Raw genomic sequence first — 23036 nt, forward strand, 5'->3', positions numbered from 1 at the left:
TCAGGCCGGTGGCGCGAAGATCCCGAAGAGCTGGCCGTCCGGGTCGCGCAGGTAGGCGAACTTCGGCACGCCGGGGGCGACGTCGAGGTGCCGGCTGACCACGCTGCCGCCCAGCGCCTCGGCCTGCGCGCAGGTCTCCGCGACGTCGGCGACGACGATCGAGAACACGGCGTGCCCGGGCAGCCGGCCGCCGGTCGCGAACAGCCCGCCCATCGGGGCGGAGCTCTCGGCCGCGGTGATCCGCCGGTAGTCCATGCTCTCCGACACCGGGCCGTCGTCGGCGAAGCTCCAGTCGAACAGCCCGCCGTAGAACTTCTCGGCACGCTCCGGGTCGTCGGTCGCGACCTCGAACCAGGCGAGGCTGCCGGGGGCGGGTGCGGTGGCGGTCATGGGGGTCTCCTTCGTCCTCACCCGCCCTGGTGGCGGGTCGTCGGAACCACCGTCGCGCCGGTTCGCGACAACCCTGTGTCGGTGTTTGCGAAGAATTCCTCCGGGTGGCGGACCGCGTCCGGCATCCGCCTGCCGCGACCGCTCCCCACCGGGACGCCGGGCGGCCCGGGCTTGCCCGGCGGCGACGGGTCCCGCTCCGCCCGGGTGACCCGGTCCATCCGGAACACGCGGTCGTCACGGCGCAGCCGGCACCAGGCGGTGAGGTAGGAGCCGCGCGGGCCGACGACGACCTGCTGCGGCTCGACCAGCCGCTCGGTCTCGACGCCGTCGCCGTCGACGTACCCGATCCGGAGCACGTGGTTGTCCCGCACCGCCCGCCAGATGGTCTCGGCGACCGCGACGTCCGGGTCGGGGACCTCGGGCACGACCAGCCGGACCTTGGCGGCCGCCGCCCGAGCCTCGGCGATCGCGTGCTCCGGCATGGCGGCGAGGATCTTGTGCAGCGCGCTCCGGGCGTCGCGCGCGAACAGCGGGTGCACGGTGCTGGTGAGCGCGACCGCCACCGCGGTCGCCTCGCCGGGCGTGAAGTTCAGCGGCGGCAGGGTCATCGACCGGTCGAGGCTGTAGCCGCCGTTGCGGCCCTGCCGCGTCGCCAGCGGGACGCCGGCCTGGCCGAGCGCGCTCAGGTCGCGCTCGACGGTCCGCACGCTGACCTCGAAGCGGGCGGCGAGCCAGCTCGCGGTGCGGCCCCGCGGCCCGGCGGCGCGCAGCTCCTCGACGAGCGCGTAGAGCCGGTCGGTGCGGTTCATGGCCGCGACCCTAGGCGCCACCACGGACAGTGCCGCCCGGGTACGACGAGAGCCCGGCCGCTCACGCGACCGGGCTCCCGGATGTCGTTGCTCCCGCGAGGCGGGTGGGGGCTCAGTGGCCGCCGTCGGACTTGAACCGCTCGAAGGAGGCCTGGATCTCCAGCTCGGCGTCGCCGCGGCCGACCCAGTCGGCGCCCTCGACGGACTTGCCGGGCTCGAGGTCCTTGTAGACCTCGAAGAAGTGCTGGATCTCGAGGCGGTCGAACTTCGCGACGTGGTTGATGTCGCGGATGTGCTCCATGCGCGGGTCGCCCGCGGGGACGCACAGGACCTTGTCGTCGCCGCCGGCCTCGTCGGTCATGCGGAACATGCCGATCGCGCGGCACTTGATGAGGCAGCCCGGGAAGGTCGGCTCCTGCAGCAGGACGAGGGCGTCCAGCGGGTCGCCGTCCTGACCCAGGGTGTCCTCGATGTAGCCGTAGTCGGCGGGGTACATCGTCGAGGTGAACAGGAAGCGGTCGAGGCGCATCCGACCGGTCTCGTGGTCGACCTCGTACTTGTTGCGGCTCCCCTTGGGGATCTCCACGAGGACGTCGAACTCCAGCACTGGCTTCCTCCACACACTCATTCGTTCGCCCGCGGCGGCGGGCCGGCCGGGCGCTGGTGATCCGTTGGAGGACCCGCCCCGCGCCGTTGTCCGCAGCATTGTCCCGCACAATGTCCCCGAACGCGCAGTCGGGAGCCAGTCGTGGACCGGTCCTGTCCGTTCGGAGAGGGAGGCCAGTGGGCAAGCGTGAGGCCGTCCGGGAGGACGACGCCCGTCCGCGGCGCGCCCGGAAGGTGGTCGCCGGCCTCCTCGGGGTGGCCCTGCTCGCGGGCGGCGGCGTCGCCTGGCGGACGGGCACCGCGGAGGAGTGGTGGCACGACCTGCGCGGCGACGGCGCGGAGCAGCCCGCCGATCCCGCCGCGGTCGCCCCGCCGCCGGAGGTCGACGTACCGGACGTCGTACGTCCGAAGGCGCTGGCGCGACCGGCAGCCGGGGCGGGTGCGCTGGACCGCGCGGCGATCGCCGCCGCGCTGCGGCCGCTGGCCGACAAGGACCTCGGCAAGCACGTCCTCGCGGCGGTCGGCCCGCTCGACGGCACCGCCATCTCCTACCGGGCGACCGAGGGTGCGAGCGTGGCGATGCCCGCCTCGACCACCAAGCTGGTGACCTCCGCCGTCGCGCTCTTCCTGCTCGGACCGGACCGGACCTTCGACACCACCACAGTGCTCGACACGTCGGGGCCCACGCCGCGGCTCGTCCTCGTGGGCGGCGGCGACCCCTTCCTGACCCGCACCCCCGCCGCAGCCGGCGACGCGTCGAGCCCGACCTACGAGCCCCACCGCGCCGACATCCGCACCCTCGCCCGCAGCACCGCCCGCGCGCTGCGCACCGACGGCGTCCGCACCGTGCAGCTCGGCTACGACGACTCCCTCTTCTCCGGCCCGGACTTCAGCCCGCGCTGGCGGCCGGACTACTTCCCCTCGGAGGTGGCGCCGATCAGCGCGCTCTGGGTCGACGAGGCGCGCACGCCGGACGGCAGCACGAAGGTCACCAACCCGGCTCCGACCGCGGCCGCGGAGTTCCGCAAGGAGCTGGTCCGCGCCGGCATCCGGGTCGCCGGCGGCACCCTCCACGGCCGCGCCGCGGCGACGAGCACGCCGGTCGCGGAGGTCACCAGCCCCACCGTCGCGCAGATCGTGCAGCGCCTGATCGAGGTCAGCGACAACAACGCCGCCGAGGTGCTGCTGCGCCAGATCGGCCTCGCCGACCAGGGCACCGGCTCCTTCGAGGCGGGCCAGGCGGCCGTCGAGCGGGTCCTGGCGGCCAACGGCATCGACCTCGGCTCCTCGGTCCTGTACGACGGCAGCGGGCTCTCGCGCGACAACCGGCTCTCGCCCGACGTGCTCGTCGAGGTGCTCCGCTGGGCCGCGTCGGACGACCACCCGCAGCTGCGCCCGTTGCTGGCCGCGCTGCCGGTCGCGGGCTACACGGGCTCCCTCGCCAACCGGATGGACCACGGCCCCGCCGCCGGGCGCGGCCGGGTGCGCGCGAAGACCGGCACCCTCACCGGGGTGTCTGCGCTCGCCGGCATCGCCGTCGACCGCGAGGGCAACCTGATGGTCTTCGCGCTGATGGCGGACCGGGTGCGACCGGACCGGAGCGGGCTGGCCCGCACGGCGATGGACGACGCCGCCGCCGGGCTGGGTGCCTGCAGCTGCGGTCGCTGACGCGGCAGCGCTGGGGCCACGGCCTACGCTTCCCCCATGCCCGCATCGAGCCACTCCAGCGCGTCCGGCGCCGAGCTCCCCCAGATGATCGACTGGCGGCTCGCCGTCGCGCTGGGCAGCCGCCTGGCGGGCGAGGGGCCCGTGGTCAGCCGCGCGGAGGCCGACGAGGCCGTGGCCGAGCTGCGGGCGGGCGCCAACCGCTCGACGGGCCTGGTCCGGGAGTTCACCGGCCTCGACGCCCCCGACGGCACCGCGCCGATCCTCGTCGTCGACCGGCCCGGCTGGGTGCAGGCCAACGCGGAGGGCTTCGCGGTCGCCACCCGGCCGACGGTGGAGAAGCTGGTCGCGCACAAGCCGCCGTCCGGGCTGGCGCTCAAGGTGGGCTCGAAGGTGACCGGCGCCGAGGTCGGCGGCCTGCTGGGCTTCCTGGCCGGCAAGGTGCTGGGCCAGTTCGACCCGTTCCACGCGCCGCACGGCCGGCTGCTGCTGGTCGCCCCCAATATCGTCCACGTGGAGCGTGAGCTCGACGTCGACCCCCACGACTTCCGGCTGTGGGTGTGCCTGCACGAGGAGACCCACCGGGTCCAGTTCACGGCGGTGCCGTGGATGCGCGACCACCTCTTCTCCGAGATCGAGGCGCTCAGCGACACCGTCGACCCCGGCGGCCTGCTCGACGGCGGCGTCGAGCGGATCGCCGAGGCGCTCAAGGCGGCCCGCGGCGGCGGCAGCATCGTCGACATGTTCAGCACCCCCGAGCAGCGCGACGTCCTCGACCGCGTCACCGGGATGATGTCGCTGCTCGAGGGCCACGCCGACGTGGTGATGGACGACGTCGGCCCGACCGTGATCCCCAGCGTCGCCGAGATCCGCAAGAAGTTCACCAAGCGCCGCCAGGGCGTCGGTGCGCTCGACCGCGTCCTGCGGCGGCTGCTGGGCCTCGAGGCGAAGATGGCGCAGTACCGCGACGGCGCCCAGTTCGTCCGGGCCGTCGTCGACAAGGTCGGCATGGAGGAGTTCAACGCCGTGTGGGCGGGCCCGGAGAACCTCCCCGGCAAGGCCGAGCTGGCCGACCCGGAGGGCTGGATCCGCCGCGTCCTCGCCTGAGGCGCCGGGTCATGGGCCTCCACCCCGCCGTCGCCGCCGTCCGTCACGGTGTACGACGGGCGCTCGCCGGCCTCGAGCGTGACCACGCCGTCCTGGTGGCCTGCTCGGGCGGCGCCGACTCGCTCGCCCTGCTCAGCGCGACGGTGTTCGAGGCGCGCAGGCCCGGCGTCCGGGTGATCGGCGTGACCGTCGACCACGGCCTGCAGGACGGCTCCGCGGCGCACGCCGCCCGCGTCGTGGACCAGATGGCGGCCCTCGGCGCCGACGAGACCGCCACGGCGCGGGTGCACATCGACCCGGCCGGTCTCGGCATCGAGGCGGCGGCCCGTCGCGCCCGGTACGACGTGCTCGAGCAGATGCGCGTGCACTTCGACGCGCGGAGCGTGCTACTCGGCCACACCCGCGACGACCAGGCCGAGACCGTGCTGCTCGGGCTGGCCCGCGGCTCCGGCGGCCGCAGCATCGCCGGGATGCGCCGCAGCTTCGACCACTACGACCGGCCGCTGCTCGACGTCGCCCGCGCCGACACCGTCGCCGCCTGCCTGGCCGAGGGCATCGAGTTCTGGGACGACCCCCACAACAGCGACCCCGGCTTCGCGCGGGTCCGGGTCCGCCAGCGCGTCCTGCCCGTGCTGGAGGACGAGCTGGGGCCGGGTGTCGCGGCGACGCTGGCCCGCACCGCCGACCAGGTCCGCGACGACGTCGAGGCGCTGGACGGGATCGCGCTGGCGTCGTACGAGCGGATCGGCGGGCCGGAGGGGCTGGACCGGGAGGAGCTGGAGGAGCTGCCCCGGGCGGTCGCGACCCGGGTGCTGCGGCTGGCCGCGCTGGCCGCTGGTGCCCGCGACAGCGAGCTCTTCCACGTCCACGTCACGGCCCTCCACCGGCTCGCGCTGGGGGCGACAAGCGGCGAGGTCCAGCTTCCGGGCCACGTCACGGCATACTGCGACGGCTCCCGGCTGCTTTTCAGGCCCACGGCTGTGGCAGGCTGACGCCCATGCAGGCAAGCGACGTCGCGGACGACCTGGTCGAGGTCCTCTTCACCGAGAAGCAGATCCAGGACCGGGTCGCGGAGCTGGCGGCCGACATCGAGCGGGACTACGAGGGCAAGGACCTCGTCCTGGTCGGCGTCCTGCGCGGGGCCGTGATGATCATGGCCGACCTCGCACGCTCGCTGAACAAGCACGTGGAGATGGACTGGATGGCGGTGTCGTCCTACGGCTCCGGCACCAAGTCGTCCGGCGTGGTGCGGATCCTCAAGGACCTCGACGCCGACATCGCGGGCCGGCACGTGCTGATCGTCGACGAGATCATCGACACCGGCCTCACCCTGTCGTGGCTGACCTCCAACCTCGGCTCGCGTGGCCCGGCCAGCGTCGAGATCGCCACCCTCCTGCGCAAGCCGGAGGCGCTCCAGATGCCCGTCACGCCCAAGTACGTCGGCTGGGACATCCCCAACGAGTTCGTCGTCGGCTACGGCCTCGACTACCGCGAGCGCTACCGCAACCTGCGCGACATCGGCACCCTCTCCCCCTCCGTCTACTCCTGATTCCCGAGCGCGATTCCGGCCCTCCGGGAACCCGGACCCCGCCCCGCCCGTTGGGCTCCCCGGGGCGTACAGGCGCCTCCGCTGGATCCGGTCACCATGGACCGGACAGAATGGGGATCGTGGCGGCGTGTACCGTCGTCTGATCCTGTCGTGGAATATGGGGAGCGGGTAAGTACGTGAAGCGCGTGTTCAGGGGCCCCTGGCTCTGGATCGTGGTGGCGGTCGTGACCGTCGTCCTCGCCCTCGAGTTCCTCGCGCCCGGAGGCGGGTACGACGAGATCCCCACCTCCCGGCTCGAGAAGTACATCGCCGAGGGCCAGGTCAAGGACATCACCTTCATCGACGGTGACCAGTCCATCGAGGCCACCCTCGACGACGGCACCCGTGACTCGGGCGACAAGGTGCTCTCGCACTACATCCAGGGCGAGCAGGAGACGCTCCTCGCCGCGGTGAAGGAGCAGGTCGACAAGGGCACGATCAAGGAGTCCAACTCCAAGAACCCGCAGCCCAGCCTGCTCGGGTCGCTGCTCGCGACGCTGCTGCCCTTCGCGCTGATCATCCTGCTGTTCGTCTTCCTCATGAACAACGTCCAGGGCGGTGGCCGGGGCGTCATGCAGTTCGGCAAGTCCAAGGCCAAGATGATCAGCAAGGACATGCCGAAGACCACCTTCGCCGACGTCGCCGGGTGCGACGAGGCGATCGAGGAGCTCGGGGAGATCAAGGAGTTCCTCCAGGAGCCCGGCAAGTTCCAGGCCGTCGGCGCCAAGATCCCCAAGGGCGTGCTGCTCTACGGCCCGCCGGGCACCGGCAAGACCCTGCTCGCGCGCGCCGTCGCCGGTGAGGCGGGCGTCCCCTTCTACTCGATCTCGGGCTCCGACTTCGTCGAGATGTTCGTCGGCGTCGGTGCCTCCCGCGTGCGCGACCTGTTCGAGCAGGCCAAGGAGAACGCTCCCGCGATCGTGTTCATCGACGAGATCGACGCCGTCGGCCGCCACCGCGGCGCCGGCATGGGCGGCGGTCACGACGAGCGCGAGCAGACCCTCAACCAGCTCCTCGTCGAGATGGACGGCTTCGACGTCCGCGGCGGGGTCATCCTGATCGCGGCCACCAACCGTCCCGACGTGCTCGACCCGGCCCTGCTGCGCCCGGGCCGCTTCGACCGCCAGATCCAGGTCGACGCGCCCGACCTCGCCGGCCGCAAGCGGATCCTCGACGTCCACTCGCGGGGCAAGCCGCTCTACGAGGACGTCGACCTGCTGGCCGTCGCCCGTCGTACCCCCGGCTTCTCCGGCGCCGACCTGGCCAACGTCCTCAACGAGGCCGCGCTGCTGACCGCCCGCAACGGCAAGAAGGTCATCACCGCCGAGATCCTCGACGAGGCGATCGACCGTGTGATCGCGGGTCCGCAGCGTCGTACCCGCCTCATGACGGAGAAGGAGAAGCTGATCACCGCCTACCACGAGGGCGGCCACGCCCTCGTCGCGGCGGCGCTGCCGGGCACGGACCCGGTCCACAAGATCACGATCCTGCCGCGCGGCCGGGCGCTGGGCTACACGATGGTGCTGCCCGACGAGGACAAGTACTCCCAGACCCGCTCCGAGATGCTCGACAAGCTCGCCTACATGCTGGGCGGCCGGGCGGCCGAGGAGCTGATCTTCCACGACCCGACCACGGGTGCCGGCAACGACATCGAGAAGGCCACCTCGCTGGCCCGCGCGATGGTCACGCAGTACGGCATGACCGAGCGGCTGGGCGCGATCAAGCTCGGTGAGTCCAACTCGGAGCCCTTCCTGGGCCGCGACCTGGGCCACTCGCGCAACTACTCCGAGGACGTCGCCGCGATCGTCGACGAGGAGACGAAGAACTTCCTCGCCGCCGCGCACCAGGAGGCCTTCGACATCCTGGTCGAGAACCGCGACGTGCTCGACGCGCTCGTGCTCGCGCTGCTCGACAAGGAGACGCTCGACAAGGAGGAGGTCGCGGAGATCTTCACCGCCCTCCGCCTGCGCCCCGTCCGTCCCGCGTGGACCGGCTCCCCGACCCGCATCCCCTCGGACATCCCGCCGGTGGAGATCCCCGAGGAGATCCGCCGTCGCGCCGAGCAGAACGGCCAGCAGGTCGACCTGGGCAAGGAGGGCGGAGCGATCCTGACCCCGCCCGGCCCGGGTGGCGACGTGTACGGCGGCTCGCCGTCCCCGTCGACGGACCCGCAGCCGCCGAACCCGGGTGCCTGAGGTCGGTCGTGGCTGACCCGATCACCGTCCCCGCGCGGGGTCCCGAGGACGTGCCCGCCTTCGACCAGGCGCGCGCCGAGGCGGCCGTCCGCGAGCTGCTCATCGCCATCGGCGAGGATCCCGAGCGCGAGGGACTCCTGGAGACGCCGGCCCGCGTCGCCCGGGCCTACGCCGAGCTGACGGCCGGCCTGCGGATGTCGGCCGAGGACGTGCTGACCACGACCTTCGACATCGGCCACGACGAGATGGTCCTGGTCCGCGACATCGAGCTGTGGTCGATGTGCGAGCACCACCTCGTCCCGTTCACGGGGGTCGCCCACGTCGGCTACATCCCCGCCGAGAGCGGCAAGATCACCGGCCTGTCCAAGCTGGCCCGCCTGGTCGACGTCTACTCCAAGCGTCCGCAGGTGCAGGAGCGGCTGACCACCCAGGTCGCCGACTCGCTCATGGAGATCCTCGAGGCCCGCGGCGTGATCGTCGTGATCGAGGCCGAGCACCTCTGCATGACGATGCGCGGCGTGCGCAAGGCCGGCGCCCGCACCATCACCTCGGCCGTGCGCGGGATCATGCACAACCCCGCCACCCGCGCCGAGGCGATGGCGCTGATCCACAGCGGCCCCCGCGGCTGACCCACCCCCCGCCGTCCGCCGGCTTGCCGTCTTTTCGGGTCGACTTGCCACTTTGCCGCGTCGACTTGCCGTTTCGGTGGCGGCGCCGCCACCGAAACGGCAACTCGATCGGGCGAACTGGCAACTCGACCCGGAAAAGCGGCAACTCGGCCGAGGGGCCAGACGGTCGGAGGAGTCGATAGGGTCACCCGCGTGACTGCACTGCCGCTCGTGATGGGGGTCGTCAACGTCACGCCCGACTCGTTCTCCGACGGCGGGCGGTACGACGACCCCGAGCGCGCGATCGCGCACGGGCGCCAGCTGCTGGCCGACGGGGCCGACATCCTCGACGTCGGCGGTGAGTCGACCCGGCCCGGGGCGACCCGGCCGCTGCTCGAGGAGGAGCTCGACCGCGTCGTACCCGTCATCGAGGCGCTGGCCGCGGACGGGGCGAGGGTCTCGGTCGACACCATGCGCGCCGAGGTCGCGGCGCGGGCCGTCGAGGCCGGCGCGAGCATCGTCAACGACGTCTCCGGCGGGCTCGCCGACCCCGCGATCCTCGACGTCGCGGCGCAGACCGGGGCGACGTACGTCGCGATGCACTGGCGGGCGCACAGCGCGACGATGCAGCAGTTCACCGAGTACGACGGCGGCGTGGTCCCCGTCGTGGCCGCGGAGCTCGCGCAGCGGGTCGCGGCGATCCGCGCCGCGGGGGTGGCGGACGACCGGATCGTGCTGGATCCCGGGCTCGGGTTCGCGAAGCTCGCGGAGCACAACTGGGAGCTGCTGCGCCACCTCGGCGAGGTCGGCCTGGGGTTCCCGCTGCTGGTCGGTGCGAGCCGCAAGACCTTCCTCGGCCGGCTGCTCGCGGACGCGCACGGCGAGCCGCGGCCGGTGGGGGAGCGGGAGGCGGCGGGCGTGGCCCTGACCGCGCTGCTCGCGGCCGGGCTGGGCGGTGCGGACGTGTGGTGCCTGCGGGTCCACGATGTGCGCGCCCACCGCGACGCCTTGGCCGTTGCGGCACAGTGGACCGGACACACCGCTGATCGGGCAGCGGGGCGAGAGGAGCGCGACGCGTGACCGACGAGCTGAGCATCCTCGGCATCGAGTGCTTCGCACACCATGGCGTCTTCGACCACGAGCGCCGCGACGGACAGGTCTTCAGGATCGACCTGGTGCTGGGTGTCGACACCCGGCCGGCCGCCGCGAGCGACGACCTGGCCGAGACGGTGGACTACGGCGGTCTGGTGGACCGGGTCGTCGCGGCCGTGGAGCGGGACCCGGTGGACCTCATCGAGACCCTCGCCCAGCGGATAGCCGATGTCGCTCTGTTGGACAGTCGTGTTGAATGGACGCGTGTGACGGTGCACAAGCCGGACGCGCCCATCCAGGCGACGTTCGCTGACGTGCGCCTGACCATCACTCGCCGCCGAGCGGGAGAAACAGCGGGAAACCGAACCGGCAAGGAAGAGGCCCCAGCATGACCGAGACCCCCAACCCGAACATCATCGACGCGGACACCCTCACTGGGGAGATGCGCCCGATCCGTCGGGTCGTGATCGCGCTCGGCTCCAACCTCGGCGAGAGGTTCGCCAACCTCCAGGGCGGTGTCGACGCCCTCGCCGACACCCCGAACGTGTGGGTCACGGGCGTCTCGCCGGTCTACGAGACCACGCCGGTCGACTGCCCGCCGGACTCGCAGACCTTCTTCAACGCCGTCGTCCTCGCCGACACCACGCTGTCGGCGCACCGCCTGCTCGACCGCGCGCTCGCGATCGAGGACGCCTTCGACCGCCTGCGCAGCGACGTCAAGAACGCCCCGCGCACCCTCGACGTCGACCTGATCGTCGTCGGCGACCGCCGCAGCGACAAGGAGGAGCTGAGGCTCCCGCACCCGCAGGCCCACGAGCGCGCCTTCGTGCTGCAGCCGTGGCTCGACCTGGAGCCCGACGCCGAGTTCCTCGACCGGGGCCCCGTCGCGGAGCTGCTGGCCAAGGTCGGCACCGACGGCCTGACCCCGCGCCCCGACCTCGTCCTCGAGATCGAGTGACCCCACGGTGACCGCACGGTGAGCCGGGAGGGCGACGGCAGGGAGCCCGACCGGGACCCCGCAGAGCCTCCGTCCGGCTCGCTGCGCCCCACGCCGCCGCTGACCCTGGTCGGCTGGGCGGCCGTGGGCCTGGTCGGCGGCTGGGCCGTGAAGCCGCTGGCCGACCGGATGGGCTTCGTCCCGCCGCTGGTCAGCCTCGGCCAGCCGCTCGCCCTGCTGCTGCTGGCCGCGATCCTCGGGTACGTCGCCTGGGTGACCCATCGCGCGGTCCACGTCCGCCACGAGCGGCTCGAGGCCCACCAGGCGGTCAACCGGCTCGTCCTCGCGCGCGCCAGCGCGCTGGTCGCGGCGCTCGTCGCGGGTGGCTACGCGGGCTACGCGCTGAGCTGGATCGGCGACCCCGCCGAGCAGGCCGACGAGCGGATCATCGGCTCGGTCGCGGCCGGCGGCTGTGCCGTGCTGGCGGTGGTCGCGGCGGTGCTGCTCGAGCGGGCCTGCCGGGTCCGCGACGACGACCCGACGCCCTGACCCTCCTGCCCCGCTGCGGTAGTCCCGGGTCAAAAGCACCGAAAACGCCCGCGTCCCGGTGCTTTTGGCCCGGGACTATCGTGCGGATGTAACCACTGTGACAGGTGTGACGAGCGTGTCGTCGGTCCCAGGAGCCTCCCGAGGCATAACGTGCTGGTATGACTTCCCCCGTCGGCAACCGTCGTCGCCAGCGGTCGACCCGTCTCGTGGTCGCCGCGCTCATGATCGTGGTGTCGGCGGCAGCCGTCGTCGCCACGGCCCTGACCGGATCCTGGCTGCTCGTCACCGTCGCCGGGCTGGTGGCGGTGCTGCTCGGCGCCACGGCCACCAAGATCACCCACTCCGAGCTGCTGGACTCCCGTGAGGAGGCGGCCCGCGACCGCGCCCAGCAGGCGCGCGCGTACGCCGACCTCACCGAGGTCCGCACCGCCGAGAACGTCGAGTTCGCGGCCGACATGACCGGCAAGGTCGCCAAGCGCGACGCGACGATCTCCCGGCTCGAGAAGCGCCTCGGCGACGCCGCGGCCGAGCTGGCCGACGCCCGCCGCGACCTCAGCGAGGCCCGCGACGAGGCAGCCGAGGCCCGGCGGGAGACCGAGCGGCTCAACGGCCGCCTGGCCGACGCGGAGGAGCGCGCCCACCACGCCGTCGTACGCATGGCGGAGCTGGAGGCCGAGCTCGACGTCGTCACCAGCGAGCTGCAGGCCGAGCGGGCCGCCGCGGGCAAGTGGCAGAAGGGCAAGACCGCCTGACCCGCCGCCCTCGTGCCCTCTCCTAGGATGGCTGCACGCCGCCCGACCGAGAAGGACCCGCCCCGTTGACTGCCAGCGCCATCTACCTGCACATCGGGGCCCCCAAGACGGGGACCAGCTTCCTCCAGCGGATGATCTGGCTGAACAAGGAGGAGCTCCGGGCGCAGGGCTTCTTCTTCCCGCCCGGCAACCGCCGGATGCAGTTCGACGCCGTGGCGGACCTGCGCGGCGGCATCTGGGCCGACAAGGAGCTCGCGGCGACCTGGGACCTCGTCGTCGAGCGGGCGCACCTCAACGAGGGTGTCGCCCTGATCAGCGAGGAGCTGCTCTGCGGCACCCCGCCCGAGCAGATCGAGCGGATCGTCAGCTCGCTCGCGCCCATCCCGGTCCACGTCATCCACGCCGCGCGTGACTTCGCCCGGCAGGTCCCGGCGGAGTGGCAGCAGTCGCTGAGGGCACGCTCGTCGATCACCTACGAGCACTACCTCGACCGGCTGCGCGACGAGCCCGAGCAGGCGTTCTGGCAGGTGCAGGACCCGGTGCAGGTCTACCGGCGCTGGGGCGAGTTCCTCGAGCCCGGCCGGTTCCACGTGCTGACCGTGCCCCCGCCGGGCGCGGACCCGAAGCTGCTGTGGCACCGCTTCTGCTCGATCGTCGGCTTCGACCCCGACGTCCCGAACGCCCCCGAGGGCATGCAGAACCCGTCGCTGGGCCTGGCCGAGGCCGAGCTGCTCCGCCGGTTCAACGACCGCCTGGGCGACCGCTTCCCGATGCGGGACCGCTACATCCGGGTCGTGCGCGACAACCTGATGCGCGACGGACTCTTCACCGCGCCGAACCCCGGCAAGATCGGCGTCCCGGCGCCGTACGTGCCGTGGGTGACCGAGCGCTCGCAGCAGATGGTCGACCAGCTGGCCGCCCTGTCCGGCGAGGTCGACGTCGTGGGCGACCCGGCCGACCTCGCCGCCAATGTCGTCGACGCCGTGCGACTGCCCTCGGAGATCTCCGACTCCGAGCTGCTCGACGCCGCCCTGGAGGCCCTGATCCGCCAGCACGAGGCGATCGAGCAGCGGTTGGACGAGCGCGCCCAGCGTCGCGCCGAGGAGGCGGTCGCGCAGGCGCTCCCGCCCGCGCCCCGCCCGCTGCCCGCGCGGGTGCGCGGCGCGATCGCCCGGAGGCTCCGTGGTTGATCCGCGGCTGGTGCCGCTGCGCGACCTCTTCGCGTCCTACGCCCGGCCCGGTGGCCCAGCGGGCTCCGGTGGTCCAGGGGCCCCCGGCGAGGTGCGGTCGATCGCGGTCGTCGGCAACGCGCCGATGGTTCCCTCCCCGGCCCGCGCCGCGATGATCGACGGCTGCGACCTGGTGCTGCGCACGAACAGCTTCGTGCTCGACCAGCCGGGCGGTGACCCGGTCGCCGGGCGTCGTACCAGCGTCGTGCTGTGGGGGCGCATGGTGCGGGCCACGCCCTCGTCCTTCGCCGACTACCCGTCCCGGCTCTACGTCCTGCTCGAGCCGATGCGGATGTTCCACCGCCCCGAGGTCTGGCCGGGCTCGTGGCCCGCGGACCTCGGCCTGGTCGTCGCCCGCAACGACGCCGTCGCCGTCCCGCTGCTCGAGGAGCTGGGCGTGCCGTGGCGTGAGGAGGGCATCGCCCCGACCACCGGTACGACGGCCGCCTGGCTCGCCCGGGTGCTGTTCCCCGAGGCGCAGGTCCACCTGACCGGCCTGTCCTACGTCGCCGACCCCTCGCCCGAGCGGTGGGACTACCAGTCCGGTGCCCGCGGCCGGATCGGCCCCGAGCACCGGATCTCCGCCGAGGGCGCGCTCCTGCAGCGGTGGTGGAAGGACGGGCAGGTACGGTTCTGGCCGACCGACTCCGAGGAGGAAGCAGCATGAGCCGACCCGGTCCGAAGGACGTGGTGCGGGCGCTGCGCCGTGCGCACCGCCTGCCCGACGACGTCGGGCCGCGGATGGCCGACCTCGAGCGCCGGCTCGCCGACGCCGTCCGCGAGCTGGGCCGGATGGGTCCGCAGCTCGCGGCCCTCGAGACGAGGGTCGAGGAGCTGGCCGCGCGCCTCGCTCCCTCGCCCACCGGCGATGCCGCCGACGTCGAGGCCGCCCGCAACGTGCTCGAGGAGGTCCGGGCCGAGCACGCCCGGGTCCGGGCGCGGATCAGCGCCGCGACGGTGTTCGAGGAGCGCCTGCGGGTGCTCGAGGAGAGGGCCGGCGTCGACTCGGCAACGGGCCTCGACAAGGCCTGAGCGGGCCGGTCGGTTGGCCACGCAACTACCAGAATTGTCGTGATCGCCCAGCAGGGACGACAAATTCGGTAGTTGAACGGGAAGACCGGCTCGCCTCAGCGGGCGGTCCAGCCCCCGTCGACCTCGACCGTCGACCCGGTCACGAACGACGAGGCGGGGGAGGCCAGGAAGAGCAGCGCGCTCATGACCTCCTCGGGCTGCCCGACCCGGCCGAGGAGGGTCAGGCCGGCGATCCTCCCGAGCAGCTCCTCCGCCTCCGGCGTGCCCGGCTCGCCGGGGAACGGGCCGAGGACCAGCGCGTTGACGCGGATCCCCTCGGGGCCGAGCTCGGCGGCGGCGTACCGGGTCAGCTGGAGCATCGCGGCCTTGGCGGTGCCGTAGAACGGCGGGTTGCGGTGGGCCTCGGCGGCGTAGATCGAGAGGTCGGGCGCGACGACGCCGTACATCGACGACACGTTGACCACCGACGCCGGGCCGCCGGCCGCGGCGGAGGCGGCGAGGGCCGGGCGGGCGGCGTTGATCGCGCGCGCGGAGGCGGTGACGGCCAGGTCGAAGGCCTCGCGGTAGTCGTCGTCGGTGGAGGTGCGCATCGAGCCGCCGCGGGCGACGTGCGCGTTGTTGACGAGTACGTCGAGCCGGCCGTGCCGCTGGGCGACGTCGGCCACCAGGGCAGGCCACTCGTCGGAGGTGATGTCGCAGGTCGCGAGCTCGACGCCGGGGACGTCCCCGACCGCTTCGGCGAGGCGGGAGGAGGAGCGGCCCACGGCGACGACGGTGGCGCCCGCGCCGGCCAGCGCGGTCACCATCGCGGGGCCGAGCCGGCCGGAGGCGCCGCTGACGATCGCGACGGTGCCGGTCAGGTCGAACAGGGACGACATGTCAGCTCCAGTTGCTCGGGTCGACCAGCGCGACCGGGCCGGGCGCGACCAGCGCGTGCACCCGTTCGATCTCGTCGGGCGTGAGGGCGGGACGGTGCACCAGCGCGGCGGTGTCGTCGACCTGGTCGGCCGTCTCCGCGCCGACGACGATCGAGGTCACCCACGGGTGGCCGAGGACGTAGGCGACGCAGAGGTCGGCCCGCGACGTCCGGCCCAGCTCCTCGACGGCCCGGTCCAGCGAGGCGGTCACGGCCGACCCGTCGACACCGGGCAGGGCGGGCCAGCGGGCGTCGGTGCCGGCGGCGAGCAGCCCCTGCAGGTAGACCGAGCGGACGGTCACGACGACGTCGGGGCGGGCCGCGAGCGCCGACTGGACGTCGGGTGCGAGCCAACGGCGGTCGAGGGCGTTGAAGGGCAGCTGCACGTAGCCGCAGCGCGGGTCCGCCAGCAGCGTGACCAGCTCGTCGGGGGAGGAGATGCTGGCTCCGACCACGGCCGCGGTGCCGGCCGCGGCCAGACCCGCCAGCGCGTCGGCCACGCCGGGGCGGTGCCAGTCCGCGGCCCGGTGCACGAGCAGCGCGGCCACCGACGACGACCCGAGCGCGCGCAGGCTGGTCTGCACCGATGCCTCCACCGCGGCGGCGCCGTCGCCCTCGGCCAGCGGGATCACCTTGGTGACCACGCCCGCGTGCTCCGACAGCCCGCGTCGCAGGGCGACGCCGAGGCGCTGCTCGGAGCGGCCGTAGCCACGGGCGGTGTCGAGGTGGGTGATCCGGTTGCGTCGTACCGCGGCCAGCACGTCGGCCACGACGGCGTCGGACGGCAGGCCGCCGGAGTTGGCGGCGCCGTACTCGACGCCGAGCTGGACGGTGCCGAGCACCAGCGCGGACTGGCCGAGCGGGTTGTCGCGGACCGGCAGCGGGGGACGCAGGTCGGATGCGGCGGCGACCAGTTCGCAGACCGTCCGCCAGTCCGTCCCGACGGGATCGCCCACCCCGGCGAGGATCCGGGCGACCGCCACGAAGTCGTCGAAGGTGTCGACCGTGCAGCGCAGCCCGGCCCAGTCGCCGATGCCGGTCAGGGAGGTGCGCAGGTCGCCCTCGCGCTCCCGCATCCACGGCGTCACGTGCTCGCGCTCGAAGGGTGTCACCGCCGCGGCGTCGGCCTCGCGGAGCAGGCCCGCGGTGAACGCCTCGGCCGCCACGCCGTAGGGCAGCGCTGGGTCGTCGCCACCGAGTCGGGCGTAGCGCCGGCCCGAGGCCTGCAGGGCGGCGACCAGCTGGCCCACGACGTCGCCGTCGGGCACCACGTTGTCCGCCGTCAGCCGTACGACGACGTCGGCGTCCTCGAGGCCCGAGGCAGCCAGCAAGAAGCGGGCCAGCGGGTCGTCCAGCGGCCCCCGGACCACCGCGACCCCGGCGTCGGCGCAGGCCAGGGCGATGACGTCGTCCTCGGGCTGGTCGCTGGTCGCGACCAGCACCGGGTGCCCGGCGTTGCCGGCCCGCTGCGCGGCGAGGACGACCATCGGCCGGCCCGCCACGGACAGCAGCGCCTTGCCCGGCAGCCGTGAGGAGCTGAGCCGCGACTGGAGCACGACCTGGACGCGCGCGGTCATTGCGAGCCTCAGCCCAGGACGTCGATCAGGGTCTCGATGACGCGGTCGACCTCGGCGTCGGTGAGGTCGGGGAAGAGCGGCAGCGACAGCTCCTCGGCGTAGAACGCCTCGGCGTTGGGGCACATGCCGCGCTGGTAGCCGGCGTCGGCGTACACGGGGTGCCAGTAGACCGGGATGTAGTTGACCTGGACGCCGATGCCGCGCTCGCGCATCTTGTCGAACACCTCGCGGCGGCGGCCGTCGAGGATGCGGGCGCAGTAGAAGTGCCACACGGGGTCGACGCCGTCGCGCTGCACGGGGATCCGCACGCCGTCGACGTCGGTGAGGGCGGCGTTGTAGCGGGCCCAGATCTCCGCGCGCCGCTGCTTGAAGGCCTCGAGCCGCGCGAGCTGGGACAGCCCGAGCGCGCACGCGACGTCGGTCAGCCGGTAGTTGAGGCCGGCCTCGTGGACCTCGTACCACCACGCGCCCTGGTCGGGGTTCTTGAACCGGTCGGCGTCGCGGACCATGCCGATGAAGTGGAACTCGTGGGCGCGCTGGGCGATCGCGTCGGACTTGGCCACCACGGCCCCGCCCTCGGTCGTCGTCATGTTCTTGGTCGGGAAGAACGAGAACGTCGTGATGTCGGCCAGGTCGCCCACCGGCCGTCCTCCGGCCGAGCCGCCGATGGAGTGGGCGGCGTCCGCGAGGGTGAGCGCGTCGACCCGGTCGGCGATCGGCTGCAGCGCGGCGTAGTCGGCGGGGTGACCGGTGTAGTCGACGGCGGCGACGACCTTGGTGCGCTCGGTGACGAGCGCGTCGACGGCGGCCGGGTCGATCAGGCCGGTGTCCTCCTCGGTGTCGGCGAAGACGACCTTCGCGCCGAGGATCGAGGCGCCGGACGCCGTGGCCACGAAGGTCATCGGCGTCGTGACGACCTCGTCGCCCGCGCCGACGCCGGCACCGGCGTAGGCCATGTGCAGCGCGGCGGTGCCCGACGTGCACGACACGGCCCGGTGGCCGCCGGCGAGCGCGCCGATGGCCTCCTCGAACCGGGTGACGGTCGGACCGGTCGTCAGCCAGTCACCGCGGAGGACCTCGGCGACCGCCTGGACGTCGTCCTCGGTGATCGACTGGCGACCGTAGGGGAGCATCGGCTCAGATGCCCGACTCGAGCACCTTGCGGAGGTCCTCGACGCCCCACCAGATGTCGTTCTTGTCCGAGGCGCAGTGGAAGCCCTCGGGCACCGGGACGGCGTCGGCGATCGGCTTGTAGCCCCACTGCGGGGTCTCCGGCTCGATCACGTAGTACTTGCCGCCCTGGATGATCACCGCGCGGCGACCCTCCTCGGGGCTGATCATCTCCTCGTGGAGCTTCTCGCCCGGGCGCAGGCCGATGTCGACGAACTCGGCGTCCGGCACGACCGCGTGCGCCAGGTCGACGACCTTGTGCGAGGGGATGTGCGGGACGAGCAGCTCGCCGCCCTGCATCAGGTCGAAGGTGTCGACGACCATCTGGACCGCCTGCGGCAGCGTGATCAGGAAGCGCGTGCAGCGCAGGTCCGTGATCGGCAGCTTCTCGCCGCGCTCGGCCATCGCCTTCCACTTCGGGATGATCGAGCCGCGCGAGCCGGTGACATTGCCGTAGCGGACGACGGCGAAGCGGGTCGGGTACGACGCCGCGTAGTTGTTGCCGAGGATGAAGATCTTGTCGGCGGTGAGCTTCGTGGCGCCGTACAGGTTGATCGGCGAGGAGGCCTTGTCGGTCGACAGCGCGACGACCTTCTTCACGCCGGAGTCGATGGCCGCCTCGACGACGTTCTGCGAGCCGAGGACGTTGGTCTTGATGAACTCGAACGGGTTGTACTCGCCGGTGTCGACCTGCTTGAGGGCGGCCGCGTGGACGACGTAGTCGACGTCGTGCATCGCGCGGGTCAGCCGCTCGCGGTCACGGATGTCACCGATGAACCAGCGCAGCCGGGGGTCGTCGTTGAACATCTGCCGGCACTCGAACTGCTTGAGCTCGTCGCGGCTGATGATCACCAGGCGGCGCGGGTTCAGGTTGTCGAGGGCGTAGCGGATGAAGGCCTTCCCGAACGAACCGGTGCCACCGGTGATCAGGATGCTGGACCCCTGGAGGATGGACACGCGGACGCCTTCCGTCGGGCGGGGGCGGGGCCCGTCCCCGCCACGATGAATCGGACCGACGATACCGTTGCGCGCGGTCACGGCCGGAATTGAGGTGGTTGAGGGTGTCGCAGGGCACAACCAGCGGGACCGTCGTCGTCTGGTGCGACCTCGGACCCGACATCGGGGTCGGCCACCTGATGCGCTGCCTCGCGCTCGCCGAGGAGCTGCACGCCCGCGGCCGCGACGTCCGCTTCCTCGTCGATGCGTCCGCCGTCCCGTTCGCGGCCGCGCAGCTCGCCGCTCGGGGCTTCGCCTCCGTCCCGCCCGCGCCGACCGTGGAGGAGCAGCTGCGCCAGGTCGACGAGCTCGCGCCCGAGGCCGTCGTCATCGACTCCTACCGCCTGCCGCCCACCGTGTACGACGCCGTGCGGGCGTCGTACCGGACGCTGGCGTTCGTGGACGGCGACCTCGGTGGCCGGGTCGCGGACGTCTTCCTCGACCAGAACATCGGCGCCGAGGACGACCGTCGCGCGCTGCCGGAGGGAGCGGTGCGGCTCGCGGGGCTGCGCTACGCCTTGATGCGCGACGAGGTGCTGCGCCACCGGCCGGCCACGCCGGAGGTGCCGGCACCGACCGGCCCGCCGCGGGTCTTCGCCTTCTTCGGCGGCACCGACGCCTACGGTGCGGCGCCCGTGCTGACCGATGCGCTCGTCGCGACCGGTCGCCCGTTCCGGCTGTCCGTGGTCGCCGCCACCGACGAGAGCCGCGCCGCGCTGGCCGCGGTCCGGCCCGCCGAGGGCCAGGAGATCGAGGTGATCCCGCCCACGGACCGCCTCGCCGAGCAGGTCCGCGCGGCCGACTTGGTGGTGAGCGCCGCCGGCACGTCGAGCTGGGAGCTGCTCTGCCTGGGGGCTGCGGTCGCCTTCGTGTGCGTCGCCGACAACCAGGTCGAGTCCTACGGGCGCGTCGTCGACGGAGGGCTCACGTTCCCGCTCGGCCTGCTGGACGTCGTACGACAGGAGCCGGAGGCGGCGACCGCTGTCCTCGGCGCGGCCCTCGACGACGCCGACGCCCGCAACCGGCTGCGTCGCAAGGGCTGGGAGCTGGTCGACGGACAGGGCCGGAGCCGCGTCGTGGAGAGCCTTCTCGAGACCGGGGAACCGGCCTCCGGTTGATATAACTGCGGGGTGCGCGAGCTGACTGACTTCCGGCCGTTCCTGCGGACCTCCACCGTCTTCTGGCGCAACAACGTCCCGCCCCCGTCGGAGCGGATCATCCTCGTCGAGGCGATGAGCCAGGACCTCCGGGTGACCCTGCGCAATCTCACGGTGGCGAACGCGCTGCGCCGGATGGAGCCGGCCCGGATCGTCGTCTACAGCGGCGCCGACGAGGACTGGAACCAGATCATCTGGACCTACTTCAACCTCGAGGAGATCTCGGCGATGGCCACGGCGTACGGCGCCGAGGCGGTCTTCGACGCCCACGCGCTGGTCGACGCCCGCGTCGCCGGCACGGCCGAGCCGATGGAGATCGCCGGGGTCGACCTCGGCGGCGACCTCCCGGACTCCGGCATCCCCGCCGACAAGCTCGACGAGATCGTCTACGCCACCACCTGCCGGATGGCGCTGGTCGCCCGCCTCGACGACTCCCCGGAGATCCAGGCGAAGAAGGACCAGGTCACCGCGCGCAGCGTCGAGTTCGCGAAGATCTACGACGCCCTGCTGGCCAACAACGACGTCGTCGCGCTGATCTCGAGCCACGTCGACTACAACAACTTCGGGCTCGCGGTCGAGGCGGCGATCCGCCACGACGTACCCGTCCTCTTCCCGCAGTCCACGGGCGGCCTGAAGGTCTACGGGCTGTTCCCGGAGAAGCTGCCCGCCGGGGCGCCGATCCGCGCCGGGCTGACCACGCAGCTCGGCGAGTTCTTCGAGAAGCACGTGTGGCCCAACCGCGAGCTGCTGCACCGCAGCTCGGAGCTCACCCAGGCCCGTGCCAAGGCCACCCTCGGCCGACCGTCGTGGTGGCGCGCCGGCGCCGACTTCTCCAGCGTCGAGCTGCGCACGCCCGCCGACCGGGCCGCCGTCCGGGTGCCTGCGGGCCGCCGGGTCGGCCTCGACCCCTCGAAGCCGACGATCTCGGTCTTCAACCACGCGGTGTCCGACGCGCTCGGCACCAACTGGGAGGTCTTCGAGGACCTCGGTGACTGGATCGAGAAGACCGCGGCCTGGGCGGCCGAGCACGACGAGGTCAACTGGCTCTTCCTCGACCACCCCCACCAGCACATGTACGACGCCACGGGGTTCTTCGACGGCGTCGCGGCCCGCTACGCCGACCAGCCGCACATGAAGTTCATGCGCAGCCTCGACCTCTCGAAGAACTACCTGACGGCCCTGACCGACCTCGTGCTCACCGTGCGCGGCAGCGTCAGCAGCGAGTACCCCGCCCTCGGCATCCCCGCCCTCCAGTGCGGCTGGTCGGAGTGGAGCGCCTGCGGGTTCACCACCGTGACCGAGTCGGTCGAGGAGTACTTCTCCGAGCTCACCCGCCACATCGAGGGCCTGCTCGCCGGCGAGGTGCTGATCACCCCCGACCAGGTCGAGCGCGCCCGGCTGTGGATGTGGTTCTACCGCTGCGCCAGCGACGTCCCGTCCGGCCTGGTCCAGCAGTGGCCCGTCGGCGAGGGCGACCGGCTCTTCGAGATCCTCTCCATCAACATGCTGCACGTCGAGGCCGACGGCGAGCCGGCGTTCGCGGCCGTGCAACGGATGTGGCGGCGCCGTGAACCCTTCCTGTCACGGTTCGACTGGGAGGTCTCACCCGACGCGCTGGCGATCCAGCTCGGGGCGGTGACGGCATGACCCAGCAGCCCAAGGTCTTCGAGCTCCCGTCGCTCCACGTCGCGACCGACTTCGACAAGGAGTCGGTCAGCCACGAGCTGCCGATCAGCCTCGACCAGAACGTGCCCGGGGCGGTCGCGCTGATCGACGGTGCCGTCCGGGCGCCGCACCGGCTCGCCCGCGTCGTACGGCCCTCGGGCCTGCTCGGGCTGTCGATCGTGCCCACCACCGAGGTGCTCACGGTGCAGGTCGACCTCCGCGTCGACGCGCTGTCGAACCGGATGTGGCACGACCACCTGATCGGCACCCGCGCGAAGATGAAGCGCAACGACGACAAGGACGCCGAGGTCGAGATGCCCGACGTCTCCGGCCGTCACCGCTCGCTGCGGATCACCGCTCAAGGCCGGGCCGTCGCCGGCGCCGTGCTCGGCCTCCGTCCGCTCGACGGCGAGGCGAGCACGGAGCGCGTGGTCTTCCAGGTGACCCCCGACCAGATCGGCGAGGACGGCCTGCTGATGATCGGCCTCGAGTCGACCCGCGCCGACGACCGCGCCTGGCCCAACGGCGCGGCGATGGAGGACGGCGCCGTGGGCGTCGCGATCTCCCGTGTCCACCTGCGCCTGGGCGCCGAGCCCGTCAAGCCGCGCGTCGCCGTGGGCCGGCGCGACGACCAGGGTGCGCTCGTGCTCGGCCAGAGCGGCGTCCTCGTGGTCAACCCCGGTGAGCCCGACCGGGGCAGCCGGGTCGAGGTCGCCGTCCGCGGGATCGGTGGCGACCGCCTGCGCGGCCGCCGCGCCCGGGTCAAGCACCCCGGCCGCGCCGTACGCGAGCTCGCCCAGGACCGCACCGTCGACCGCACCCACGGCATCGCCCTGAGCGTGCTCACGCTCGACGGCGACGAGGTCCCCGGGGCCCGGATCGACGGCCCCGTCCTCGAGCTCCCCGCCGGCACCGGTCCGGTCCTGGTCCGACTGCAGAAGTCCACCCCCGGCGGCGCCCCGTCCCTGGTCGACTGGGCCGTCACCGTCCGCTGAC

At 72.9% G+C, this 23036-nt stretch carries 24 protein-coding genes; 17 read left to right on the forward strand and 7 right to left on the reverse strand.

The genetic code is table 11. From position 1 onward, the window contains the following. The 3 genes from AC2YHB_RS00235 to AC2YHB_RS00245 form a co-directional block, all read right to left on the reverse strand. Positions 1 to 390 carry a VOC family protein gene (locus tag AC2YHB_RS00235; RefSeq protein ID WP_487353271.1) on the reverse strand — a complete coding sequence of 130 codons (390 nt, stop codon included), beginning with the start codon at positions 388 to 390 and terminating at the stop codon, positions 1 to 3. 17 nt (positions 391 to 407) lie between these two features. Beyond that, positions 408 to 1199 (reverse strand): helix-turn-helix transcriptional regulator, encoded by a 792-nt coding sequence (locus tag AC2YHB_RS00240; protein WP_487353272.1) that lies wholly within the window; start codon positions 1197 to 1199, stop codon positions 408 to 410. Positions 1200 to 1311: 112 nt separating this feature from the next. Then, positions 1312 to 1803 carry an inorganic diphosphatase gene (locus AC2YHB_RS00245; protein WP_036550602.1) on the reverse strand — a complete coding sequence of 164 codons (492 nt, stop codon included), beginning with the start codon at positions 1801 to 1803 and terminating at the stop codon, positions 1312 to 1314. Between the two features lie 179 nt (positions 1804 to 1982). Here AC2YHB_RS00245 and dacB point away from each other — a divergent pair, with 179 nt between their 5' ends. From dacB to AC2YHB_RS00315, 14 genes are all read left to right on the forward strand, one after another. Next, the gene (gene dacB, locus AC2YHB_RS00250) at positions 1983 to 3473 is read left to right on the forward strand and encodes a D-alanyl-D-alanine carboxypeptidase/D-alanyl-D-alanine endopeptidase (protein WP_487353273.1); all 1491 of its coding nucleotides are present in this window, start codon (positions 1983 to 1985) and stop codon (positions 3471 to 3473) included. Between the two features lie 36 nt (positions 3474 to 3509). Continuing rightward, positions 3510 to 4577 (forward strand): zinc-dependent metalloprotease, encoded by a 1068-nt coding sequence (locus AC2YHB_RS00255; RefSeq protein ID WP_487353274.1) that lies wholly within the window; start codon positions 3510 to 3512, stop codon positions 4575 to 4577. Between the two features lie 11 nt (positions 4578 to 4588). Then, positions 4589 to 5569: a tRNA lysidine(34) synthetase TilS gene (gene tilS, locus AC2YHB_RS00260; RefSeq protein WP_487353275.1), complete on the forward strand. Its 981-nt coding sequence runs from the start codon at positions 4589 to 4591 to the stop codon at positions 5567 to 5569. 5 nt (positions 5570 to 5574) lie between these two features. Further along, positions 5575 to 6126 (forward strand): hypoxanthine phosphoribosyltransferase, encoded by a 552-nt coding sequence (gene hpt / locus AC2YHB_RS00265; protein ID WP_036550028.1) that lies wholly within the window; start codon positions 5575 to 5577, stop codon positions 6124 to 6126. Between the two features lie 176 nt (positions 6127 to 6302). Further along, on the forward strand, positions 6303 to 8360 hold the full coding sequence (gene ftsH, locus AC2YHB_RS00270) for an ATP-dependent zinc metalloprotease FtsH (protein ID WP_179649076.1): 2058 nt from the start codon (positions 6303 to 6305) through the stop codon (positions 8358 to 8360). A gap of 50 nt (positions 8361 to 8410) precedes the next feature. Further along, complete coding sequence (gene folE, locus AC2YHB_RS00275; RefSeq protein WP_308645707.1) at positions 8411 to 8989, forward strand: GTP cyclohydrolase I FolE; 579 nt, start codon at positions 8411 to 8413, stop codon at positions 8987 to 8989. A gap of 213 nt (positions 8990 to 9202) precedes the next feature. Beyond that, on the forward strand, positions 9203 to 10048 hold the full coding sequence (gene folP, locus AC2YHB_RS00280) for a dihydropteroate synthase (RefSeq protein WP_179652245.1): 846 nt from the start codon (positions 9203 to 9205) through the stop codon (positions 10046 to 10048). Further along, complete coding sequence (gene folB / locus AC2YHB_RS00285) at positions 10045 to 10452, forward strand: dihydroneopterin aldolase (RefSeq protein WP_179649077.1); 408 nt, start codon at positions 10045 to 10047, stop codon at positions 10450 to 10452. Before folP ends, folB begins: the two co-directional genes overlap by 4 nt. After that, on the forward strand, positions 10449 to 11018 hold the full coding sequence (gene folK, locus AC2YHB_RS00290; protein WP_036550036.1) for a 2-amino-4-hydroxy-6-hydroxymethyldihydropteridine diphosphokinase: 570 nt from the start codon (positions 10449 to 10451) through the stop codon (positions 11016 to 11018). The genes folB and folK overlap by 4 nt, the downstream gene beginning before the upstream one ends. 18 nt (positions 11019 to 11036) lie before the next feature. Then, positions 11037 to 11546 carry a DUF3180 family protein gene (locus AC2YHB_RS00295; protein ID WP_308645560.1) on the forward strand — a complete coding sequence of 170 codons (510 nt, stop codon included), beginning with the start codon at positions 11037 to 11039 and terminating at the stop codon, positions 11544 to 11546. 158 nt (positions 11547 to 11704) lie between these two features. Continuing rightward, a complete protein-coding gene (locus AC2YHB_RS00300; protein WP_179649078.1) occupies positions 11705 to 12298 on the forward strand; it encodes a hypothetical protein in 594 nt (197 codons plus the stop codon). Between the two features lie 65 nt (positions 12299 to 12363). Next, complete coding sequence (locus tag AC2YHB_RS00305) at positions 12364 to 13488, forward strand: hypothetical protein (RefSeq protein ID WP_179649079.1); 1125 nt, start codon at positions 12364 to 12366, stop codon at positions 13486 to 13488. Beyond that, entirely contained in the window at positions 13481 to 14194 is a 714-nt protein-coding gene (locus AC2YHB_RS00310) for a glycosyltransferase family 29 protein (protein WP_218864690.1), read from the forward strand. Before AC2YHB_RS00305 ends, AC2YHB_RS00310 begins: the two co-directional genes overlap by 8 nt. Further along, complete coding sequence (locus AC2YHB_RS00315; RefSeq protein WP_179649080.1) at positions 14191 to 14559, forward strand: hypothetical protein; 369 nt, start codon at positions 14191 to 14193, stop codon at positions 14557 to 14559. The genes AC2YHB_RS00310 and AC2YHB_RS00315 overlap by 4 nt, the downstream gene beginning before the upstream one ends. Positions 14560 to 14654: 95 nt before the next feature. Here AC2YHB_RS00315 and AC2YHB_RS00320 read toward each other — a convergent pair whose 3' ends face one another. The 4 genes from AC2YHB_RS00320 to pseB are packed head-to-tail and all read right to left on the reverse strand — an operon-like array spanning position 14655 to position 19179. Continuing rightward, positions 14655 to 15437: an SDR family NAD(P)-dependent oxidoreductase gene (locus AC2YHB_RS00320; RefSeq protein WP_179649081.1), complete on the reverse strand. Its 783-nt coding sequence runs from the start codon at positions 15435 to 15437 to the stop codon at positions 14655 to 14657. A gap of 1 nt (position 15438) precedes the next feature. Next, the gene (locus tag AC2YHB_RS00325) at positions 15439 to 17052 is read right to left on the reverse strand and encodes an aldo/keto reductase (protein WP_487353276.1); all 1614 of its coding nucleotides are present in this window, start codon (positions 17050 to 17052) and stop codon (positions 15439 to 15441) included. 8 nt (positions 17053 to 17060) lie between these two features. Continuing rightward, positions 17061 to 18185: a DegT/DnrJ/EryC1/StrS family aminotransferase gene (locus AC2YHB_RS00330; protein ID WP_179649083.1), complete on the reverse strand. Its 1125-nt coding sequence runs from the start codon at positions 18183 to 18185 to the stop codon at positions 17061 to 17063. 4 nt (positions 18186 to 18189) lie between these two features. Beyond that, positions 18190 to 19179: a UDP-N-acetylglucosamine 4,6-dehydratase (inverting) gene (gene pseB, locus AC2YHB_RS00335; RefSeq protein ID WP_036550045.1), complete on the reverse strand. Its 990-nt coding sequence runs from the start codon at positions 19177 to 19179 to the stop codon at positions 18190 to 18192. A 104-nt stretch (positions 19180 to 19283) separates the two neighbouring features. Between pseB and AC2YHB_RS00340 the strand changes: the two genes are divergently transcribed. From AC2YHB_RS00340 to AC2YHB_RS00350, 3 genes are read left to right on the forward strand one after another with little or no spacing between them, the layout of a single operon-like run. Continuing rightward, positions 19284 to 20336 (forward strand): PseG/SpsG family protein, encoded by a 1053-nt coding sequence (locus tag AC2YHB_RS00340; protein WP_179649084.1) that lies wholly within the window; start codon positions 19284 to 19286, stop codon positions 20334 to 20336. A gap of 12 nt (positions 20337 to 20348) precedes the next feature. Beyond that, entirely contained in the window at positions 20349 to 22022 is a 1674-nt protein-coding gene (locus AC2YHB_RS00345; protein ID WP_179649085.1) for a hypothetical protein, read from the forward strand. After that, entirely contained in the window at positions 22019 to 23035 is a 1017-nt protein-coding gene (locus AC2YHB_RS00350) for a hypothetical protein (RefSeq protein ID WP_036550050.1), read from the forward strand. The genes AC2YHB_RS00345 and AC2YHB_RS00350 overlap by 4 nt, the downstream gene beginning before the upstream one ends. Position 23036: the final 1 nt, after the last annotated feature.

The sequence above is a fragment of the Nocardioides sp. SRI_004 genome, assembly GCF_057586415.1.